The sequence below is a fragment of the Ewingella americana genome (assembly GCF_006438725.1).
Taxonomy (GTDB): domain Bacteria; phylum Pseudomonadota; class Gammaproteobacteria; order Enterobacterales; family Enterobacteriaceae; genus Ewingella; species Ewingella americana_A.
The window spans coordinates 23,537-42,051 of record NZ_RCZD01000020.1 but is presented as its reverse complement, the minus strand read 5'-3'; the positions used below and the strand labels follow the sequence as shown (position 1 = coordinate 42,051).

General features: G+C 42.5%; 18 protein-coding genes. 6 read left to right on the top strand and 12 right to left on the bottom strand.

Features of this window, described 5'->3' with window-relative positions; all coding sequences use genetic code 11:
* The first annotated feature begins 421 nt into the window (after window positions 1-421).
* Complete coding sequence (locus tag EAH77_RS23845) at window positions 422-1,324, top strand: LysR family transcriptional regulator (RefSeq protein WP_140475771.1); 903 nt, start codon at window positions 422-424, stop codon at window positions 1,322-1,324.
* 83 nt (window positions 1,325-1,407) lie between these two features.
* On the opposite strand, the gene EAH77_RS23840 is transcribed toward EAH77_RS23845, so the two are convergent.
* The 11 genes from EAH77_RS23840 to EAH77_RS23795 form a co-directional block, all read right to left on the bottom strand.
* Window positions 1,408-2,595: an MFS transporter gene (locus tag EAH77_RS23840; RefSeq protein ID WP_140475769.1), complete on the bottom strand. Its 1,188-nt coding sequence runs from the start codon at window positions 2,593-2,595 to the stop codon at window positions 1,408-1,410.
* Between the two features lie 12 nt (window positions 2,596-2,607).
* Window positions 2,608-3,633, bottom strand: coding sequence for an aldo/keto reductase (locus EAH77_RS23835; protein ID WP_140475767.1), 1,026 nt, complete (start codon window positions 3,631-3,633; stop codon window positions 2,608-2,610).
* A 444-nt stretch (window positions 3,634-4,077) separates the two neighbouring features.
* A complete protein-coding gene (locus EAH77_RS23830) occupies window positions 4,078-4,329 on the bottom strand; it encodes a hypothetical protein (protein ID WP_241673528.1) in 252 nt (83 codons plus the stop codon).
* A gap of 231 nt (window positions 4,330-4,560) precedes the next feature.
* Entirely contained in the window at window positions 4,561-4,875 is a 315-nt protein-coding gene (locus tag EAH77_RS23825; RefSeq protein WP_140475765.1) for a DUF6678 family protein, read from the bottom strand.
* Between the two features lie 229 nt (window positions 4,876-5,104).
* Window positions 5,105-5,338, bottom strand: coding sequence for a hypothetical protein (locus EAH77_RS25200; RefSeq protein ID WP_161985851.1), 234 nt, complete (start codon window positions 5,336-5,338; stop codon window positions 5,105-5,107).
* 180 nt (window positions 5,339-5,518) lie between these two features.
* On the bottom strand, window positions 5,519-6,727 hold the full coding sequence (locus EAH77_RS23820) for an MFS transporter (RefSeq protein WP_140475763.1): 1,209 nt from the start codon (window positions 6,725-6,727) through the stop codon (window positions 5,519-5,521).
* Window positions 6,720-7,337 (bottom strand): phosphoribosylglycinamide formyltransferase, encoded by a 618-nt coding sequence (purN, locus tag EAH77_RS23815; protein ID WP_140475761.1) that lies wholly within the window; start codon window positions 7,335-7,337, stop codon window positions 6,720-6,722. Before purN ends, EAH77_RS23820 begins: the two co-directional genes overlap by 8 nt.
* Window positions 7,334-8,620, bottom strand: a complete 1,287-nt coding sequence (locus tag EAH77_RS23810; RefSeq protein ID WP_140475759.1) for an amidohydrolase family protein — start codon at window positions 8,618-8,620, stop codon at window positions 7,334-7,336. Before EAH77_RS23810 ends, purN begins: the two co-directional genes overlap by 4 nt.
* Complete coding sequence (locus tag EAH77_RS23805; RefSeq protein WP_140475757.1) at window positions 8,598-9,287, bottom strand: HAD family hydrolase; 690 nt, start codon at window positions 9,285-9,287, stop codon at window positions 8,598-8,600. Before EAH77_RS23805 ends, EAH77_RS23810 begins: the two co-directional genes overlap by 23 nt.
* Window positions 9,265-9,840 (bottom strand): inosine/xanthosine triphosphatase, encoded by a 576-nt coding sequence (locus EAH77_RS23800; RefSeq protein WP_140475755.1) that lies wholly within the window; start codon window positions 9,838-9,840, stop codon window positions 9,265-9,267. The genes EAH77_RS23805 and EAH77_RS23800 overlap by 23 nt, the downstream gene beginning before the upstream one ends.
* Window positions 9,830-10,696, bottom strand: a complete 867-nt coding sequence (locus EAH77_RS23795; RefSeq protein WP_140475753.1) for a thymidylate synthase — start codon at window positions 10,694-10,696, stop codon at window positions 9,830-9,832. Before EAH77_RS23795 ends, EAH77_RS23800 begins: the two co-directional genes overlap by 11 nt.
* 591 nt (window positions 10,697-11,287) lie before the next feature.
* On the opposite strand from EAH77_RS23795, the gene EAH77_RS23790 reads away from it, so the two are divergent.
* The 3 genes from EAH77_RS23790 (at window position 11,288) to EAH77_RS23780 (ending at window position 15,165) form a co-directional block, all read left to right on the top strand.
* On the top strand, window positions 11,288-12,202 hold the full coding sequence (locus tag EAH77_RS23790) for a LysR family transcriptional regulator (RefSeq protein ID WP_140475751.1): 915 nt from the start codon (window positions 11,288-11,290) through the stop codon (window positions 12,200-12,202).
* A 332-nt stretch (window positions 12,203-12,534) separates the two neighbouring features.
* A complete protein-coding gene (locus EAH77_RS23785) occupies window positions 12,535-14,142 on the top strand; it encodes a methyl-accepting chemotaxis protein (protein WP_140475749.1) in 1,608 nt (535 codons plus the stop codon).
* 9 nt (window positions 14,143-14,151) lie between these two features.
* The gene (locus EAH77_RS23780) at window positions 14,152-15,165 is read left to right on the top strand and encodes a substrate-binding domain-containing protein (protein WP_140475747.1); all 1,014 of its coding nucleotides are present in this window, start codon (window positions 14,152-14,154) and stop codon (window positions 15,163-15,165) included.
* Between the two features lie 165 nt (window positions 15,166-15,330).
* Here the strand turns inward: EAH77_RS23780 and EAH77_RS23775 are convergent, their stop codons facing one another.
* Window positions 15,331-16,302, bottom strand: coding sequence for a chemotaxis protein (locus tag EAH77_RS23775; RefSeq protein WP_140475745.1), 972 nt, complete (start codon window positions 16,300-16,302; stop codon window positions 15,331-15,333).
* Between the two features lie 196 nt (window positions 16,303-16,498).
* On the opposite strand from EAH77_RS23775, the gene EAH77_RS23770 reads away from it, so the two are divergent.
* Together EAH77_RS23770 and EAH77_RS23765 are read left to right on the top strand one after the other, a co-directional pair.
* The gene (locus tag EAH77_RS23770) at window positions 16,499-17,749 is read left to right on the top strand and encodes an AAA family ATPase (protein ID WP_140475743.1); all 1,251 of its coding nucleotides are present in this window, start codon (window positions 16,499-16,501) and stop codon (window positions 17,747-17,749) included.
* Entirely contained in the window at window positions 17,742-18,434 is a 693-nt protein-coding gene (locus tag EAH77_RS23765; protein ID WP_140475741.1) for an HNH endonuclease, read from the top strand. The genes EAH77_RS23770 and EAH77_RS23765 overlap by 8 nt, the downstream gene beginning before the upstream one ends.
* Window positions 18,435-18,515: the final 81 nt, after the last annotated feature.

Here is an 18,515-nt window from a genome sequence, read left to right as displayed (position 1 = left end):
ACACAACATATGCACAGAACAGGCTCCCAGGTATTTTCTCGGGTACAATTCCACTATGAGGACAGAAACAACACTACCCTCGTAGATATAACCATAGTAACGATTACCAAATGAACGTAGACCGCTCAAATCAATTTATGTAACCCGGCCTATTGGTGGTCACTTTGGTGGTCTTGACAGAAAGGAATTTCAGATTTAGCATGTTTATTAGCCAGTTACTGGCAAAGGCGATCCCAGTCAGAGGAGCCAAGATTCTAGAAAAGCCCGCTTCAGGGAACTGAAGCGGGCTTTTTGCTTTTCATGCACCTGCGCGCGCAGCGCTGTGATGTTGTCAGCCTCAATGCTGTCCCTACAGGGTTGTCATTATTCGGAGTAATGATTAGCATACAAATCTACGAATATATGTGAGGAGTTATGTAGTTTGGACAATAAGTTACTGAAATCCTTTATTATGCTGGCTCAAAGCCAGAGCTACAGGCAGGCTGCTGAGAAACTATTTATTACTCAGCCAGCGCTGACAAAACAGATAAATTTGCTTGAGCAGGAATTGGATTTATCTCTTTTTGAACGCGATAATCATGGTGCAAAACTGAGCGTGGAAGGAGAAATGCTTTACCAGAATGCCTTGGTGCTTGATGAACAAATAAACCATTTTTTATGTGTCGCAAAAAAAATCCGCACAGGCAAAACGGGTAATCTTAACATTGGATATACATCATCATTCCTCAATATAGTCCCCGACATCGTTAATTCATTTAATTGCCAGTACCCTAATATTAATATAAATCTTATTGAAATGTCTTCGATACAACAAGAGCAAGAACTATTGAAAGGTCGGATTGACCTGGGTTTCATGCGAAAATCAGAAGAAGATCACTTATCGTTTATACCCCTTGGTAAGGATTTTTTATGTGTTGTCACACATCCTGATATAAAAAATAAAAAACAAACTATCGATGATCTAATTGATGCGCACAATCTTATTTTACTAAGTGAAATCAGTAATCCGGAGCTATATCATATCGTCAGTGACTACCTTAAAACACGCAACTTTGATAAGAAACCAGCTCAATATCTGACGAATGTCTACAGTGTACTGGCTTTAGTGGGGTCACGAATGGGAGTCACTATCCTTCCTCACAGTATCATCTCTTTTTTAAAATCCAATTTTTCCTGCCAGGCTTTGATCGGATATAAAAGTGAATGGCCGTTAGGTCTTGTATGGAATAAACAATTGGATATTTTTCTACGTACCGAATTTATCAACAGTGTAACTGAAAATAACCATATAGAAAACTCTGGCTCTCAGGTTTTAAAAAGATAAAAACCACCAATGCAATGCTTCCTTAATTTCAAGAAAAATGAGTAGGGTTATGCAAGTCAATCAGTAAATCCATATATACCTCTTTAGTTCGATATACGGTAAAACCCTGGAGCCTTACTTATCTTAACAATAACAACACAAAATATTAGTAACGCTGTTAACACTACTGGTAGGGATAAAATACCAAACTGATCCAGTAATAAACCGCCCACAAGACCACCACCAGCAATTGCCATATTCCAGATGGTTACCATAAGAGACTGCGCTATATCAGCAGCATTACCAGCAGTACGTGCAGATGCTGTCTGAAATAATGTTGCACCGCCACCAAACCCTAACCCCCATAAAATTGCACCACTCATAACGAAATAAACGTTGTCATAAAATAAAGAAAATAACAAAGACGACATGATGAATAGAGACAATCCGCACAATGTAAGTAACTTAAGATGCTTGTCGATAAACACACCAGTAATTATAATACTGATGACGGCCATCACGCCAAAAACCAACAGAAATGTACTGATAAATCCACTATCCAATGATGTAATTAAATACGGAGAAATATAGGTATACATCATGTTATGACCGAGTGAAAAAATAAACGTCGCTACTAATATCGTTTTAATGCCTGGTATAGATACTGCTTTGCAAACAGAAATACGTTCTGCATGACTTATTCCCGGTTGGTCCGGTAAAGCGAATGCTCCAGCCATAAAAAGCAAACCTGCCAGTATTGTCATAGTATAAAAAATAGTACGCCAGCCATAAATATTTCCCAAGAATGTCCCTGCCGGAACCCCCAGAGAAAGCGCCAGTGGAACGCCTAGCATGACAATGGTTATTGCCCTCCCCTGATGGGCTGGAGCCACCATTCGGCCAGCATAGCCCGCAGCCAGTGCCCATAAGAGACCAGCGAAGAGACCAGCTAAAAAACGGGCTACAAGCGTAACGATAAAAGAATCAACTGCAGCAGTGACAGCATTTGATACAGCAAAACCCGCCAGTGTAATTAATAATAGTTTTTTTCTTGACCAGTGCTGTGTTGCCAATGTTAAAGGGATAGCCGACAACAGAGAACCAATGGCATACAACGTCACCCACTGACCCGCTTCGGAAGCGCTGACACTGAATGTCAGCTCCAGTGAATGAAGGAAACCTGCAGGAAGAGCCTCAGTGAGGATTGAAAGGAACAGAGCTGCACCTATGATACCGAGTTTAAATACGGGCAATCCCGACTTTTCCTCTGTCAATTTAATTAATTCAGTCATTCAATTGCCCGTCTATTTAATCATGCCGTAGGCTTTCATGAACTCTTCAGGATAACGTGTCCCTGAGGTTTCATGGCCTGATAATATATCAGTCATAGTTAAAATCTGTTCTGGGGTTAACGTTATGTCAGCAGCCTGAATATTTTCATCCAGGAATTGAGGGGTCCGGGTTCCCGGGATCGGAATGATCTCCGCATCGTTGTTCATTATCCAGGCCAGTGCAAGCTGAGCCGGAGTAATTCCATTGTTCTTGGAAAATGTCCTCAGTTCATCAACGATGGCATTGTTTGCTTTAAGATTACTTCCCATAAAACGCGGCAGATAACGCCGGGAGTCATTTTCGGAGAGTGCACTGAGATCCTGTAATTTCCCGCCAAGCAATCCCCGACTTACAGGACTGTACGCAACGACAGAAATACCCAGATTATTACATGTCTCCAGGACCCCATTATTTTCAATATCACGGGACATCAATGAGTATTCTGTCTGAACTGCACTCAAACCAAATTCACCATCAGACAACTTCAGCAACAACTCATGTGCAAGCTTGATGGTTTCGGCGTTAACTTCTGACAGACCGATAGCACCAATTTTGCCATCAGACCTTAATTGATGCATTGTCGTCATGGCTTCTCTGAGTGTATCCGGATCCTGAATAACCCGGTGCAGATAATACAGATCGATTTTTCTGCCTAGTCTTTTCGAGCTTTTCTCAAAACAGCCAAAAATATAGTCACGACTATTATTAACTTCCCGGTGAAGGGGATTATCGATATCCCGAACTATTCCGCATTTCGTCGCCACAACAATCTCATCTTCCGGGTATTTTTTCAGAACTTTTCCTAGAAGGTTTTCATTATGCCCATAACCATAGATATCAGCGGTATCAAGAAAATTGATTCCTTTGTCAATGACTCTTTCGAGCATTTTCTCTGCATCTATTTCTGGCGTCAGACCGTAAAATTCCGACAACCCCATGCAGCCATAACCTTCTGCTGTAACATTCAAACCAGAATGTCCAAGTGTAATTTTTTTCATGATTGATTATGCCCTAAATTATATTATTTCATGACCAGTGTTTGTCAGACACCAATTCCTCATCGATCTGAATCAGCATATCTCTGGTAACCTCAGTCACTGATAAGGCATGAACGCTGTATTCGGTGGCGTTAAAGTAATAGCAAAAAAGACAGAAAAACCTCATTTTTTTCGTTCTTGTGAAGTAAACTCTGATCAAATAATACCTCATCTTTCACTTCAATTTCAGTAATAGATTTCATGCTATAAAGGCCTCCACCTTAGAATAATTCAACTTTATACGCATAACCTCTTCAAACGTACAATGAATAATTTCTATAGCGTAATAACTAAATGTCATCACGCTATTTAGTTTTCCCTCATATCTAAAAGATAATAAAGCCCATCAATCTCATAACACAGCCAATTTAATTAATTGATTTTATTGTAAGGAAGGAGATAATGTTACTCCCATCCTAATTCCTTATATGTTTTTTTATCCTGATCGGGGAAGTCAGTTGTATATTCACCCCAACTACGAAATTCATAGTACCGTGTCATTGCTTCAAAGTGAGAGTTTGATTCACATGTCCAAATTAACTTATAACCTGGTTCAAGTAGCTTACGGGCATCATCTCCTCGTTGGCCTGTGAGACAAAACAAATCCAGTTCATCTTTATTTGCCCAAAGTTCGTGCATCATAATTTTTACGCTCATTCAAGGCTGCATTTTATGATTTGCTCTCAGCATATTTTTAATAACTAAATTACGCCGGATCAATGCGGTAAAAAAGAGTGATTTTTAGGTGTTTTCAAAAAGCCCCCCTGAGTACCAAATCGACTATAGTAAATTCTCAGTCGTCTAAGAGCGAAAAGCGGAATTGAACATCATAGTGCACTGAACTGTTCAAGCAATCCCTCTTGGGGCATCCGTGTTATATCTGTTCAGTTAGAGATAACTGACAGCAGTAGCTAAATCAGCATACCCGAAAATTCTGTACCCGAAAGTTGTCTCGATTCCTGGGACGTGAATAGCCTGAAGAACTTCACCTACCATTGCATGCTGCTCAGGTGAAGACGTCAAAACATCAAGGTGATGGATATCAGAATAGCCACCCACCTTGAAATGATAAAACCACTCGCCATCCGGTAAGGATTCATATCCACTGAGTGTGACTGTTTTCCATCGAGGAGGGGAACTCATGTTAACCATTGCCAGACGGATCTCATCCCATTTTGTATTATTCATGCAACTGTAATGCATTGAGCCTCCTGATCTCTACAAAGAACTCTCACGCCGATCATATGAGCGTACAGGTAATTCTTGCGAGGCAGGTAGTACCCCAAACATATGTAGCTTTTACCCACTGACGTGTTCCCCATTGATTAACAAACTGTGATATGGGTCATGTCCGCTTCTGGCGGTGAGCAGACGGTCAGATCTCCTTGCACATAGTTCCACGTAGAGCAGACTCTTCGATGCTCCACTCTCGCTACGCTTCCTCTTCAGGGAACACAATAGTAACGAACACCACAAGCCGCAGATCGCTCAAACCAGATTTATATAACCCGTAATTATTGGTGGTCATTCTGGCGGTCTCGACAGAAAGGCCATTCCCACTTAGCTTAATTATTAGCCATCCATTGGCTAAGACGATCCCAGTCAGAGGAGCCAAATTAAAGAAAGCAGGCGTCTTCTGATGCCTGCTTTTTTGCATTTCTGGCATTGCATCCCTTCATCGTCCATCTATTCACGCCGACGTACTATCCGACCCAATTAAAAAAGTTGAAGTATAAATAATCGTTTTTATGCGTAGGTCGCGTTGAGAGAACTCAGTCCAGGCCGTACGATCTGGTCAATCACCCTATAGACCAACTACGTACTGAACTGAGCAATCCTTCTTCTTTTAGTTAAGAGAGGCCTTTCCGCGCATAAGCTTGGGATCTCCGTTGGATATTTGCTTGTAAGCTAATATCGATGAAATAGAGGCTAACAAACAGCAGAAAAATGCAAAGATAAAAACGGCCGGATATCCAAATAACGAAACGATCCCCCCGCCTACAAGTCCTGCAACCAATATTCCTATATCAAAACAAGACTCATAGGTACTCAGCGCCAGACCAATATTTTCATCAGGCATACTTTTTAATGCCGGAAGGGCAAGCAAAGGATAAATCATTGAAAGACCGAATCCTGTCAGGAAAGAGCCCAGCATTGCCTCGTACGGATGAGACGAAAGAGCAATAAATAATAAGCCGATGGCTTCAATAGCAATTGAAAATAGTGTCAATTTTAAACCTGAACTATCCGCTTTCCACCCCAGCGTCAGCCTTGAAACAACATATCCCACGCCAAATAAGGACAACGCTAAGGCTGCCTGCCCTCCCCAACCATTCTGAATAAAATACAGGACAAGAAACGTCGTAATAGAGGCATAACCTATATTAGCCAGTGAAAAACCCGACCCTGCTTTCCATATTCTATGGATGGCATAGGAAAGTTTCGCTTTGTTTCTTTCAGGATGAATGGCAACAGGTTTGACGATGGCTACCAGCAAAAAACCCAGTGCAGGTAGAATAGTCATAGCAATAGCAGAAATGATAATACCGGAATGATAATATGACCATGTGCCCGCGTAATTACCCAACGCTAAACCCAGGAACATGGCAATCCCCACCCAGGACATAATTTTCCCGGCATGCTCTCGGCCGACGAGTCCAATAGGCCATGTACCACTGCAAGTAAAAATTAAACTCTCGCCAATACCCATCAATACTCGCGAAAAGATGATGACGGAGAATGCTACTTTAGCTGAATCGATAAAACTGAAAGAAAATAAACAAAACAGTCCCGCGAGCAAAGTGAGAGACAGTCCCAACACCATACCTTTTCGTGGTCCATGATTGTCAGAATATCTTCCTGCGGCTGCTCGCGAAAATAATGTGGATAATGATTCAGCGGCGACAACAAGCCCAACATAAAAAGCTGAATAACCCAGGGATTCACTAACATACAATGGCAATGTCGCTAAGGATAACCCAAGCGTTGTTATGGCTATAAAAAGGATGCTCGCAACGCAGCTTGCAGCAAAAATACTATTTTTTATCTTATACATAGATATTTTCCTCATAAATGACCTTATCACCGTCAAGCGTTATTCGGCCCTCAATAAATGCACGAACTGCACGGTAGATCATCTTTTTCTCCGCCAGTAAAATAGCTTCTTTCAGATCATTCTCCGTCATGCCGTTTGTGATCCTTACGGGTTCCTGATCTATAATAGGTCCTGCATCAACTTCATCATTTATGAAGTGCAATGTCGCCCCTGAAATTCTAACACCTTGGTTAATTGCCCTTAATTGAGCTTTATCTCCCGGAAATGCAGGCAGTATTGAGGGATGCGTATTCATTGTTTTATGACCGAACTGGTGAACAAAGCTGGATGAGAAAATCCGCCTAAATCCGCCTAAGATGACCAGATCAACGTTAATCTCATTTAAATAGTCGGCTATTTTTTTCTCAAAAGATTCTCTGCTTTCATGATCCTGATGATTTACTTTTATGACTGAAATCCCCGAAAAAGCAGGGTTGTTGGCGGCTTCAAAATCACGATTATTCGTCAGAACAAGGCTCAACTCCGCAGGTACGCAAGCATCGGCAACAGCATCTTTCACCGCTGTTAATAACGTGCCACGGCCTGAGAATAAGAAGGCTATTTTTTTCATAATTTAATCATCTCTCTAATGGCAGAATACTTACTCTCATTATCAAGTAATGTTGAGTCTATAAAATTTGCATTGTCGATAATAGTTTTTCCATTAATCATAATCTTACAGGGTGATTCTTGGTTTAACATTTTCAATATTGAAATGGGAGTATTTATATATCCAGAATCTATTGATTTTATATCATAGAATATCAAGTCAGCCTTAAATCCCGTTTCTACCCTACCTGTTTGAGAGAGTCCTAATGAATTTGCACCGCCTTCGGTAAGTACTTTTAAAATATAAGCAGCACTGACTTTTTTTGCGAAATCATTGTCGCCATGATGATAAATAGACATAAGCGCATCAAAAGTTATATCATTGACAGGATTCACCATTGCGGCATCAGTCCCTAATCCAATCGTCATTGATGAGAGATCTTTCAATGGTAATGTTCCTGCACCAACAAAACTATTGCTGACGGGGCAATGAATGATATTACAACCACCAAGGAGGAGTAAGCTTTTATCCTTTTCTGACAAATGGCAGCTATGAATAAGCGTCGTGTGGTTATCTAATACATTCAGTTTCGCCAAACGTTCGATACCACTCATTCCATATACGTTATGATGTGAAATGACTTGATGCTCACCTTCGTGCATGTGAACAAAAAATTTAGTTTTAAATTCTTTGGCTATATGATGTAACTTTCTGATTAAATCATCATCAGCAGATAATTCCGATGCCGTCGCTGGACAAACAACAATCAGATTTGATTTGTATTTTTCCTCAACGTCAAAAAACTGACGAGTGATCTCCTCAATACTTTTGCTTTCAGGGCTTCGACCACTACCAATCCATTGGTTATTTTGACAATAGCTGATTACCGCACGCACCCCAATTTTTTGAGCAGCCCGGACATCACTCTCAATTCTGCTGGTGAATAAGCCAAACGTTGTCACCCCTTTCTTTAAGGCTGACATCATAGACTTTAGCGATGCGACATATTGCCCCTCAGCATCTTCGAGACTGTTGTTTGTGTGCACAGAGTCAAGCACAACATCAATCGGCGAAAAATCCAGCATGCCGCCATATATTTCTTTGCTTGGATGAAGGTGAGCATTAATCATTCCAGGTAATACAATTAAATCACATGAAGGTATAATTGTTTCATCACTTTTTTCTGCAATGTCATTACCGAGTTCCGTGATATAACCCGCAGAGACTCTCATGTCACCTTTGAATAGACGCATAGAAGTGGAATCAAGATACGTGATATTTTTAAATAAAAGATTTTGATCCATTTTTTAACTCCGTCAATTCTTTATAAATTTCCTGAAATGACGCTTTCCCATCATACTTTAAGGTTTTCATTCCCAATTTCTGACATGGAAGAACATCATTCTCTAAACTATCGCCCACCATGATGGCTTGTTCCGGCTTAAGCTGAAAGTCTTCAAGAATTCTCATGAAAAAATCAATGTTGGGCTTACAGTTTGGATGTGCATCACCAAAATACAACCGATCAAAAAAGGTTATTATTTTATGTTGCTCGAGCTTTTTAAGCTGAATTTCTTTCATCCCATTGCTGCAAATGATTAAATGGAAATCAGACTGCAACTGTTGTAAAAGAGAAATCCAGTCATGTGTTAAATGACAATTTGATATGTAATTTTTCCAAAAATTCTCTTTAAAGATCAGCTTATGCTGCATCCTGATATCAAACCAATCAAAAATATAATCAAATCTTTTTTTCAATACATCGCTTATCGCTATCTTGCCGATTTCAAATTGAGACCATAGCGTATGGTTACGCTTCTCGTAGGCATTAAGAAATATGCTAAAATCATACTTCTCATTGATATAATCAAGTTTAGCTAATTGTTGTTTTAAAGCAGACATCGCTTCCATGGCCCCAGCACGGTGATCCAGAAGTGTGTCATCAATATCAAAAATAATCAGCTTGACCATATTGGCCCCCTCTTTGTACTACCAGAGAACCAAATGCGCATTTCAATGCAGTCTCAAACTCTTGAACTCGTGTATAAAGACCATGAGTAAGGACCCCATTCGTCCCCAGTTTTTTCAAATCGTCATCACTGAATTGTGGATATAAATCCAGAACCAGGTCTGATAGTTTTACATTTTTTGAGAGCTTCGAGGTAATGTCAGAAGGAAGCATCACCTTCCCACTGCAACCATAATAATATTTATTTACCCCTGTCTCTTTTATAACCGCCCATCCATAGACAAAAGCGCCAAATTCACTTTTATTAATAAGCCCCTCAAGGGCTATGATATAATCCGCATGTATTGAAGATGTTTCTTTTTCTATATTTTCAATACGGTTATGACATCCTTTTATCGCTTCATCATCATCTTCAGGTGTTTCACTTATCCCTGAGGTGACGTTGTAATGATAAAGGCTGAAATTCGGGAAGAGTTCAGTGCAGACTTTCCTGACAGATGAAATCTTCGCCTCATTTTCAGAACTGAGTAATATCGTTACACATTTATTGCGCATGTTGATCGATCCACTGGAGAAGATAAGTATTTTTACTTCCCGTTAGTATGTCGACTAACGTTTCACGTGCTGACTCAATAGTGGGCATCTCGCTGTGCTCATTTGACAGGATACTTTCAGCCACGCTGTTAGCTTTAGATAACGATTTGTCATAAATTTGCGTAAAAGTCGTTTTCATTACCGTATTCCCTAACATAAGGTTTGGAATACCACTTTCAGTCAAATCCTTCCACATTAATTCATGCAGGAAGGAAAAGAATCCCATGTCATAAGGAAGACCTGTAATCACATCAGTGCTTCTTGACATAACCTCGCAAAATAGATGATTGTCTTTGATGTAAAATTGTATTCCTATCGTACAAGGAAAATCCTTAGTTTCAGACTTATGATAATTCTGGTTTATATTGATTATCGCCCGTCTTGAATCATTGTTATTTAATAAGACACTTTTAACCCAGTTATACTGGTTGCCATATTTTTCGACAGGTTCATAGAAAACATAATATCCATAATTTGAATTAACATTCCCATCTTCATCAATCAACGTCATCCAGAATTTCGATGCTTTAGCCAGTCCTTCTTCAGCTTTTAATTTTCCGCTAAAGTATGCCAGTAGCTCTCTGGTGAGATATTTTACTGCCCCATCCCTAAGATGATGTAAGCGATTTCGTGGGTTCCTCAGAACATAATTGACGCCATATGCCTGAAGCGCGCTCCCAGCCCTGGAAGAGATTTTCTCACCTGATGTAAGAATGTGGTACACACCATTTTGAACTAACTCATCGACCGAACTTCCAATAATTGTTGAAAATTCATCGACCCACTTCATTTTATCTTCTTCAATAAAAGAAATCATACTACCTCCTTAAATAAAAATTAAAATATTAACAAATAGACATGGGATGTTATTTTTAACGATGAATAAGGCGTTTGAAAATAGTTAAGCGGTTTATCTACACCATCTATCTAAAAACGGATATTTCAATTCTAATTAAATTATTGTATCTTCCTTTTCAATCTTTAGTTCTTGCCATGCGCGGACTTCACTGTGGGTAATCCTCTTTTACTTGTTGAGAGAGTACCCGGCTCACAAACAAGGAAAATGAATCATGGGATCCCCTATCTGCAACAGATATAGTCTTATAAATAATTACGTCACCATCATTTAAGGCCACAGCATTATTCTTGTTCACGCTATAAAACAGGCATAATGAAACAACTCACGCTGTATTAGACACCGCATCTATTACGGCAGGAAAATAACCGTTCGTTGCTTTGTTAAATATTCTATCAATGAACATGCATTACGATTTTTTCAACTTTTAAATCAACGCTCTGCCCGGTGATTAATTGTAGTTGGAGGATAAATTCAGCGTAATGATTTGTAAATCCCTCTATGGGACCTTACACTAAAGAAAAAATGTCTTTAATACGTGTAAGGTCGTTTATGGAAAGCCTTAAGGGGATGACTGCGTTTGTTTCTGCCGCTGAACTTCTCAGTTATGCAGGGGCGGGGCGGGTTCTGGGAGTCTCTTCTTCCGCCATTGCCAAAAGTGTCGCCAGGCTTGAGAACGAACTGGGGGTCAGACTATTTCATAGAACAACCCGCAGTATTGGGCTGACAGAAGAAGGGGCGGTATTTTATGAGCGTTGTAAGCATATTCTTGATGACATATGCGACGCGCAAGCCATGATTTCGTCCACCCGATCGCGCCCTAAGGGCCGATTACGCGTTAGCGTGCCACAGATCTTCGGCCACAGTCTGCTGATGCCATTGCTGCCTGACTTCCTAAAAGAGTATCCAGAAATCGAACTCGATATCGATTTCGAGGACCGCGTGATCGATATCATTGGCGAAGGAATAGATGTTGCTGTCAGAAGTGGTGAGCTCAGAGATACACGACTGATTGGTCATCGGCTCGGGGAGCAGCATTTCGTCGTTTGTGGTTCTCACCCTTATTTAGAAAAACATGGTTGCCCACAAACCCCCAGTGACCTCCTCAAACATAGTTGTATCCATTTTAAATACCCATCAAACGGTCTCCTCGCCCAATGGTCGTTTTCATCGCCTAATACGCACCTAAACCTCCCCCGTAATCTTATCTTCAATAATACGGATGCCGGGTTGCGTGCTGCGATTGATGGTCTTGGTCTTGCTCATCTGCCGGTGTATGTATCAGAACCCGCGATAAAAAATAAGTTACTGCAACCCATACTCACAGAATTCATGGTACCGCTTGGCTCGTTATCGCTTATCTGGCCATCTAACCGGCATCTGTCTCCCAAAGTCCGCGCTTTTGTTGATTTTGTCATTAACGCCGTGCGTTCCAACCCGTCGATTTTCGAGCCAAAATTGGTGTAATAAATAAGAGGCGTTCCATTTTCAGTACGATCACGGCCCATCCGCCAATCGTGAGATGCCATAGGCTCGGCAATAATTTGACACCCATCACACTTTACTCGCAAACAAACAGACGCTAACGCTATAGCTATCAAGTTTTCTCTCCGAAGTGCCGTTAACTTAATCATTGGATTTATACCGCCAACTCGCGTGACTTCTCAGCGAGTGCCATCTCTTTCACCTCAACAGTTTCCTTACCATAAACTCAGTAAAGACATGATTAATCAGGGTTAGATAACGAACTTAAGGTAGCCAGCATACCTTTTTAAAGGCAATTTCAGGGAGTTAACTCTATGCATTTTAAAAATACAACCGTCCGAACCCAACTGACTATGGGGTTCGGCGTTTTAGTTGTGATTGTTCTTGCTGTCGTTCTGCTCTCCATCAACGCCTTAAGCGAAGCCAACAACAGATTCAAAACTCATGTGCAGCAAGTCTCTGCCAGGGAGTCTTCGGTTAATTTAATTCTCAGCGGTGTCAAAGACAGCTCACTGAGTATTTATGGGCTGGTGTTAGTCAGCGAGGCTGCTGATATAGAAGCAGGTAAAAAACAAGTCGCCGCTGCAGAAGAGAAAACAGCCGACGCACTCACCCAACTACAGACAGCCATCAGCCAGCACTCTGACGTCACAGACCAGGACCGGCAATTTGTGGCAGCGATTATCCAGGCTGAAGAGGGATATCGTCCCATTGCTAAGCACATCGTGGATCTGGCGCTTGATGAGAAAAAAGCCGAAGCGATTGACCGAATGAACCGTGAATTACGGCCTCAGTTAACCGTTTTACTTGATGTTGCCAATAAGTACCTTAAGTACAGCACAGCACGCGCTAAAGAAAGTCTGAATACTGCACAAGTTGTCTATCAGCAAACCCGGCTGATTTTTATCATTATTAGCCTGGTTGCTCTGAGTCTGGCGGTTATTTTGGGCGGGATTATGATCCGCTCTCTGTTCCGTGCTTTGGGAGAAGAGCCTGTCGTTTTAGGCCAGGTCGTACAGCGAATTGCCGGGGGCGATCTCAGTCAGGTTAAAGGCGCCAAAGATGCACCCAAAAATAGTGTGCTGGCAGCGATTGGAGAGATGCAGGAGAAACTGCATCAGTTAATCAACCAGGTGGCTAACTCTGCTGAGAGTATCGTCAGCGCATCAACTGAAATCACCTTAGGCAATGAAGATTTGAGCCGTCGGACAGAAGCTCAGGCTTCTTCGCTGGAGCAGACGTCTGCCAGCATGGAGGAACTGACCGCCACGGTTAAACACAACGCTGACAATGCCCATCAGGGTAATTTGATGGCAACCAACGCGTCACAAGTGGCACAGCGTGGCGGCAATGTGGTCGAGCGCGTCGTTAGTACGATGCATGAAATTGCCAGCAGTTCAGGCAAAGTCACTCAAATCATTACTGTCATCGAGGGCATTGCGTTTCAGACTAACATTTTGGCGCTAAACGCCGCCGTGGAAGCTGCCCGAGCCGGTGAGCAAGGTCGAGGTTTTGCCGTCGTTGCCGGTGAAGTACGCACCCTGGCACAACGCAGCGCAACGGCCGCGAAGGAAATCAAAAACCTCATTGGCGAGTCTGTCGAACGCATTAATATCGGTTCAAAGCTGGTTGATGAAGCGGGCAGCACCATGCAGGAAATCGTTAATGCCGTTAAGGGTGTCAACAGTCTCATGGCTGAAATCACGCTGGCTTCAAGCGAACAGCACACCGGGATTGATCAGGTCAACAAAGCGGTGGTCAATATGGACGAAGCAACACAACAAAATGCTGCACTGGTTGAAGAGAGTGCAGCAGCTGCCGAGAGCCTTAAGCAACAGGCTCATATTTTGTTGGAAGAAATTTCTGCGTTTGATATCTCACGCGCGGGAAATCTCAACGTCACTACAACTGCGATTCGCTAAGGTATTGAAATGAAAATTTCCTACGCTTTTGCTATGGCGACAGCAATGTTGAGCTCCGTGGCGTTAGCCAGTGACAACAATAACATCACCATTGGCCTCATTACGAAAACAGACACCAACCCGTTCTTTTTGAAAATGAAAGAAGGCGCCATGCTTGGTGCCACAGTGCATGGTGTAAAACTGCTGACCGCAGCAGGTAAACAAGATAACGACTATGCTTCGCAGATAGCCGCTATCCAATCCATGGTGGCGGCGGGTGCAACCACCCTGCTTATCACCCCTAGCGATGCCAAAGCGATTGTGCCAGCCCTTGATGAGGTTCGGGCTAAAGGAGTCCAGGTCATTGCTCTCGATTCGCCAACGGACCCCATCAGTGCAGTCGATGCACTCTTTGCTACAGACAACTATAAAGCTGGCGAATTGATTGGCCAATATGCTCTGGCGGCCATGCCGCTCAGGTTTTCTGGACAACCCTTAAAAATAGCCATGCTGGATTTATCGGCAGGACATTTGGTGGGAGCAAGGCGACACAATGGTTTTATGAAAGGTTTGGGATTACAGGCCGTGGGTGCAGATTCCAGTGAGTTATCTACCGCCCCCGTCATCTTATGCTCTGGCTATTCGGAGGGCGCGGAACAACAAGGGTACGAGGTGATGGCCAACTGTCTGAAAGCCCATCCTGATATCAACCTTGTCTACACCGTCAATGAACCTGCCGCCGCCGGGGCTTACAAAGCACTCCTGGAGGCGGGTAAAGAAAAAAATGCCATGATTTTGTCAGTTGATGGTGGATGCGCGGGGGTAAAAAACGTTCGTGAAGGAAAGATTGCCGCTACGGCGCAGCAATATCCCCTCACTATGGCAGCTATGGGTGTTGATGCAGCCGTAGCCTATGCCCGACACGGCAAAAAAGTTTCTGGGTATGTGGATACCGGTGTCACGCTTATCGCGGACAAACCCATGCCAGGGCTATCAAGCAAAGATACGCAAGCAGGGCTTAATGCCTGTTTTGGTGCCAAATAACCCCGTCTGGTTCTGCGTTGAGTACGGATATAGCAAAGCCCGCACAAGGAAACGAAGCGGGCTTTTTGCTGTTTGGAATCTATCTGGAATCGGTTTGGAATTGGTTTGGAATCGTGAGGGGTAACGTGGGGTTTTGGGTCCGGGTATTACCGGACCCTGACTGTATCAGTAACTGCCTTTCTTCGAATCCAGCGCTTTGTGAATAGCCGCTTCCAACTCGTTGACTTCGAATTTCGCCACGTAGCCGTCAGCACCGACTTTACGTACGTGATCTTCGTTGGCACTGCCAGAGAGTGAGGAGTGAATAATCACCGGGATATTTTTGAGGAACTCATCACGTTTGATATTGAGGGTCAGCGTGAAGCCGTCCATCTCCGGCATTTCTAAATCGGTTAAGACAAACGAGATTTTATCCGAGATAGGCTTACCTTCGGCCTTAGCCTCTTCCCCCATCTTCTTGATTTTGTTCCAGGCTTCAAGACCAGTAACGTGCATGATGGCCGGAATTTGCATCATATTCAGTCCCTGCTCTAGCATCAGGCGGGCGACTTTGGAATCTTCCGCCACAATGGCTACTGCACCGGGTTTCAGGTCAAACGCCCTGGTTTTCTCACTGTCCATTTTAATATTGCGGTCGGCCGGAACGATGTCATACAAAATCTGTTCGACATCCAGCACCAGCGCCAGGCGGTTACTGGCAGTATCGTTGTCCAAGCGTGCGATGCTGGTGATATTGCGGCTCTTAACGCCCGACTCAGCGGCCAGGACCTGGCTCCACTCAAGACGCACGATATCGTCAACGGATTCCACCGCAAAAGCCTGCGTACTGCGTGCATATTCAGTGACCAGCAAAATGTTCAGCCCGGTTTTCGGTACACAACCGACCACGGCCGGAAGGTCAATCACAGGAATGATTTCGCCACGGATATTCGCTATACCCATCATCGGTGATGCCATACCCGCCGCTTTGGTCAGCGTTGGCATCGGAACGATTTCACGCAGCTTAAATACGTTAATCCCATACAGCTCAGATTGATCTTCGTCAGGGGAACTTCCCAGGCGGAACAACAACAACTCAAAACGGTTTGATGAAGTGAGATTGGTTCTCTCATCGATATCTTTCTGAAAATTATCCATACATTCCCCAATGAGAAGACTCAGTGATGTGTGTTGCCCCGAAGATCTTTTACAGTACTGATCTCTTTATCGGCCATCGGTGGGAAATGCTTAGGTTTAATGAGAAAAAAACCTCATTTTTCTGAGTGGCAAAATAATATGTCAAATTGTATATTGATAAAATCAACGGACTTAATTATCACAGCAGGAAATCCTTATGGATAACAATCAAACTATATTTGATAAAATTATCAATGATATTGAAAACTCTCTTGACGGCAAAAAGGGCCCCTCAGCAACTTATGTGATCGGAGATAACGGCACAGGAAAAAGCCGTCTGCTGGCAAGTATTTGCGAATATTATGATGATGACTGCCCAGACAACGTAACGTCCGTATTATGCATTACCAATTCGACCAATGACAAATTCATCTATGGGGATGGAAAAAAGAGAAAGTACCTTGGCCCCAGAAATGTCGGAAATGCGATATTCCAAAGTCTGTTATCTCGTGAGATTGCAAAACTCATCGTCAAGGCGATCATTAAAAACAAGAAACAACTCAACACATTATTGCCAGAAATACTCGGCATCGAATTCATCCTTGAATTCCCAAAAACCAAAGACAAGAAAACACTGCATACAAAACTAGATGACACCATTGATAAACGAAAAATAAAGAACACAACAACCAATCAATTACTTGATGCGGAGAGGAGAAAATGGTTAGCGGAAGCCATAGCTGGCAGCATTAATATGCGAACCATTACAGTGAAAAATGCAGAGCACCTGGATGCATATTTAGAACTCAACCCCAACGTAGATCTGATAATAAAAAAACAAAAAAGCCATCTTAATTTTAACCTGCTCAGTTCTGGAGAGAAAAACAGAATAGCAACCACGGTTAAACTTATTGCTCATGCTGAGAACAACTGCATTGTACTGATTGATGAACCGGAAATCAGCCTGCATTTAAAATGGCAAATGGATTTCCATTCCTCTTTAATCGAGATTATGGGTAAATATAAAAATTACCATATTGTTATCGCAACACACTCGCCGGTCATCGTCTCCGAGGCAGTGGCGGACAAGAACTCAGAAGCCATCTTTGTCATGCAGTCAGATATGCATCAGGCCGGCTCAGGGGGTGAACCTTCAGAGTCAAAAAATTATCGTGTGGCCAGGCCTGGCGATATTGAAAGCTGTGAGAAGCTGACCCTCAATCTGTTTAATATTGTGACGTATAACAGTACTGCCCCCGATTTGCGAATTACCGAAGCCGTACTGGATGCCGCAGAGTCTCAGGGTAAGGTAAATGAAAGCATTAATTTATTAAATGACTTGCTTATCAAAGACGGTTTACCTTCTGATAAAAAATTCATGATCAATGAAGCAATCGATTTAATTAAGTATCACCTTCCAGCCAGGCCCGCACCAACATTAATAAATACGGACAATTCTCATGAATAATTTTGCCGATAGCGCCGCTATTAGCGCATTGAATAAATTACGGCATGCAGTGATAAATAAAAAGATCACCGTAACGAATGCATGGGCTGTTTATGTCAAACCCAAAAAAAACACCCCAAGCGACACCACACTGATCCTATCTGAGGAGGAAAAGGACAGTCTCATTACACTGCACGAAGAGGTTAAAAAACGATTAAAAATCCAAATCAAACACCGATGTGCATATTGCAAAAGAGTGATGGGACAACATGGTATGTCTTGGCATATTGAACATATCCACAGTAAATCAAAACATCCGCACCTGATGTTCACCATGAATAACCTGACTTATGCTTGCCTGGACTGTAATTTTGTTAAAAATAATGAAGTTGATAGCAAAGACACCCCCTTTGATATTATTCATCCAAGTCACCCTGGGTTCATTTACAGTCAGCACATTCACTTCCTGCATATTTCCACTGACAGCTTCCACTTTCTCAAATATGTCCCACTGTCTCCAGAAGGTACAAATACCTATATTAAGCTAAAATTTGAATCGCTAGAATCTCTGGAGTTACTGACCAGCCTGAATGGCTCAACGCGTCATTTAGTGGATCGTATTGATGATCAGCTGGCACAACAACCCGACTCAACGAAACTCACTGAATTCCTGCACAACATGAAAATGAAGCTGTCCACCCGATAGCGGGTAGACGCGTGATGAAAAACGCCGTTTCGTCGTGAAGTGATACCCAAAGGCCCTTCTCAGGACCTTTGAGTTCTGAGG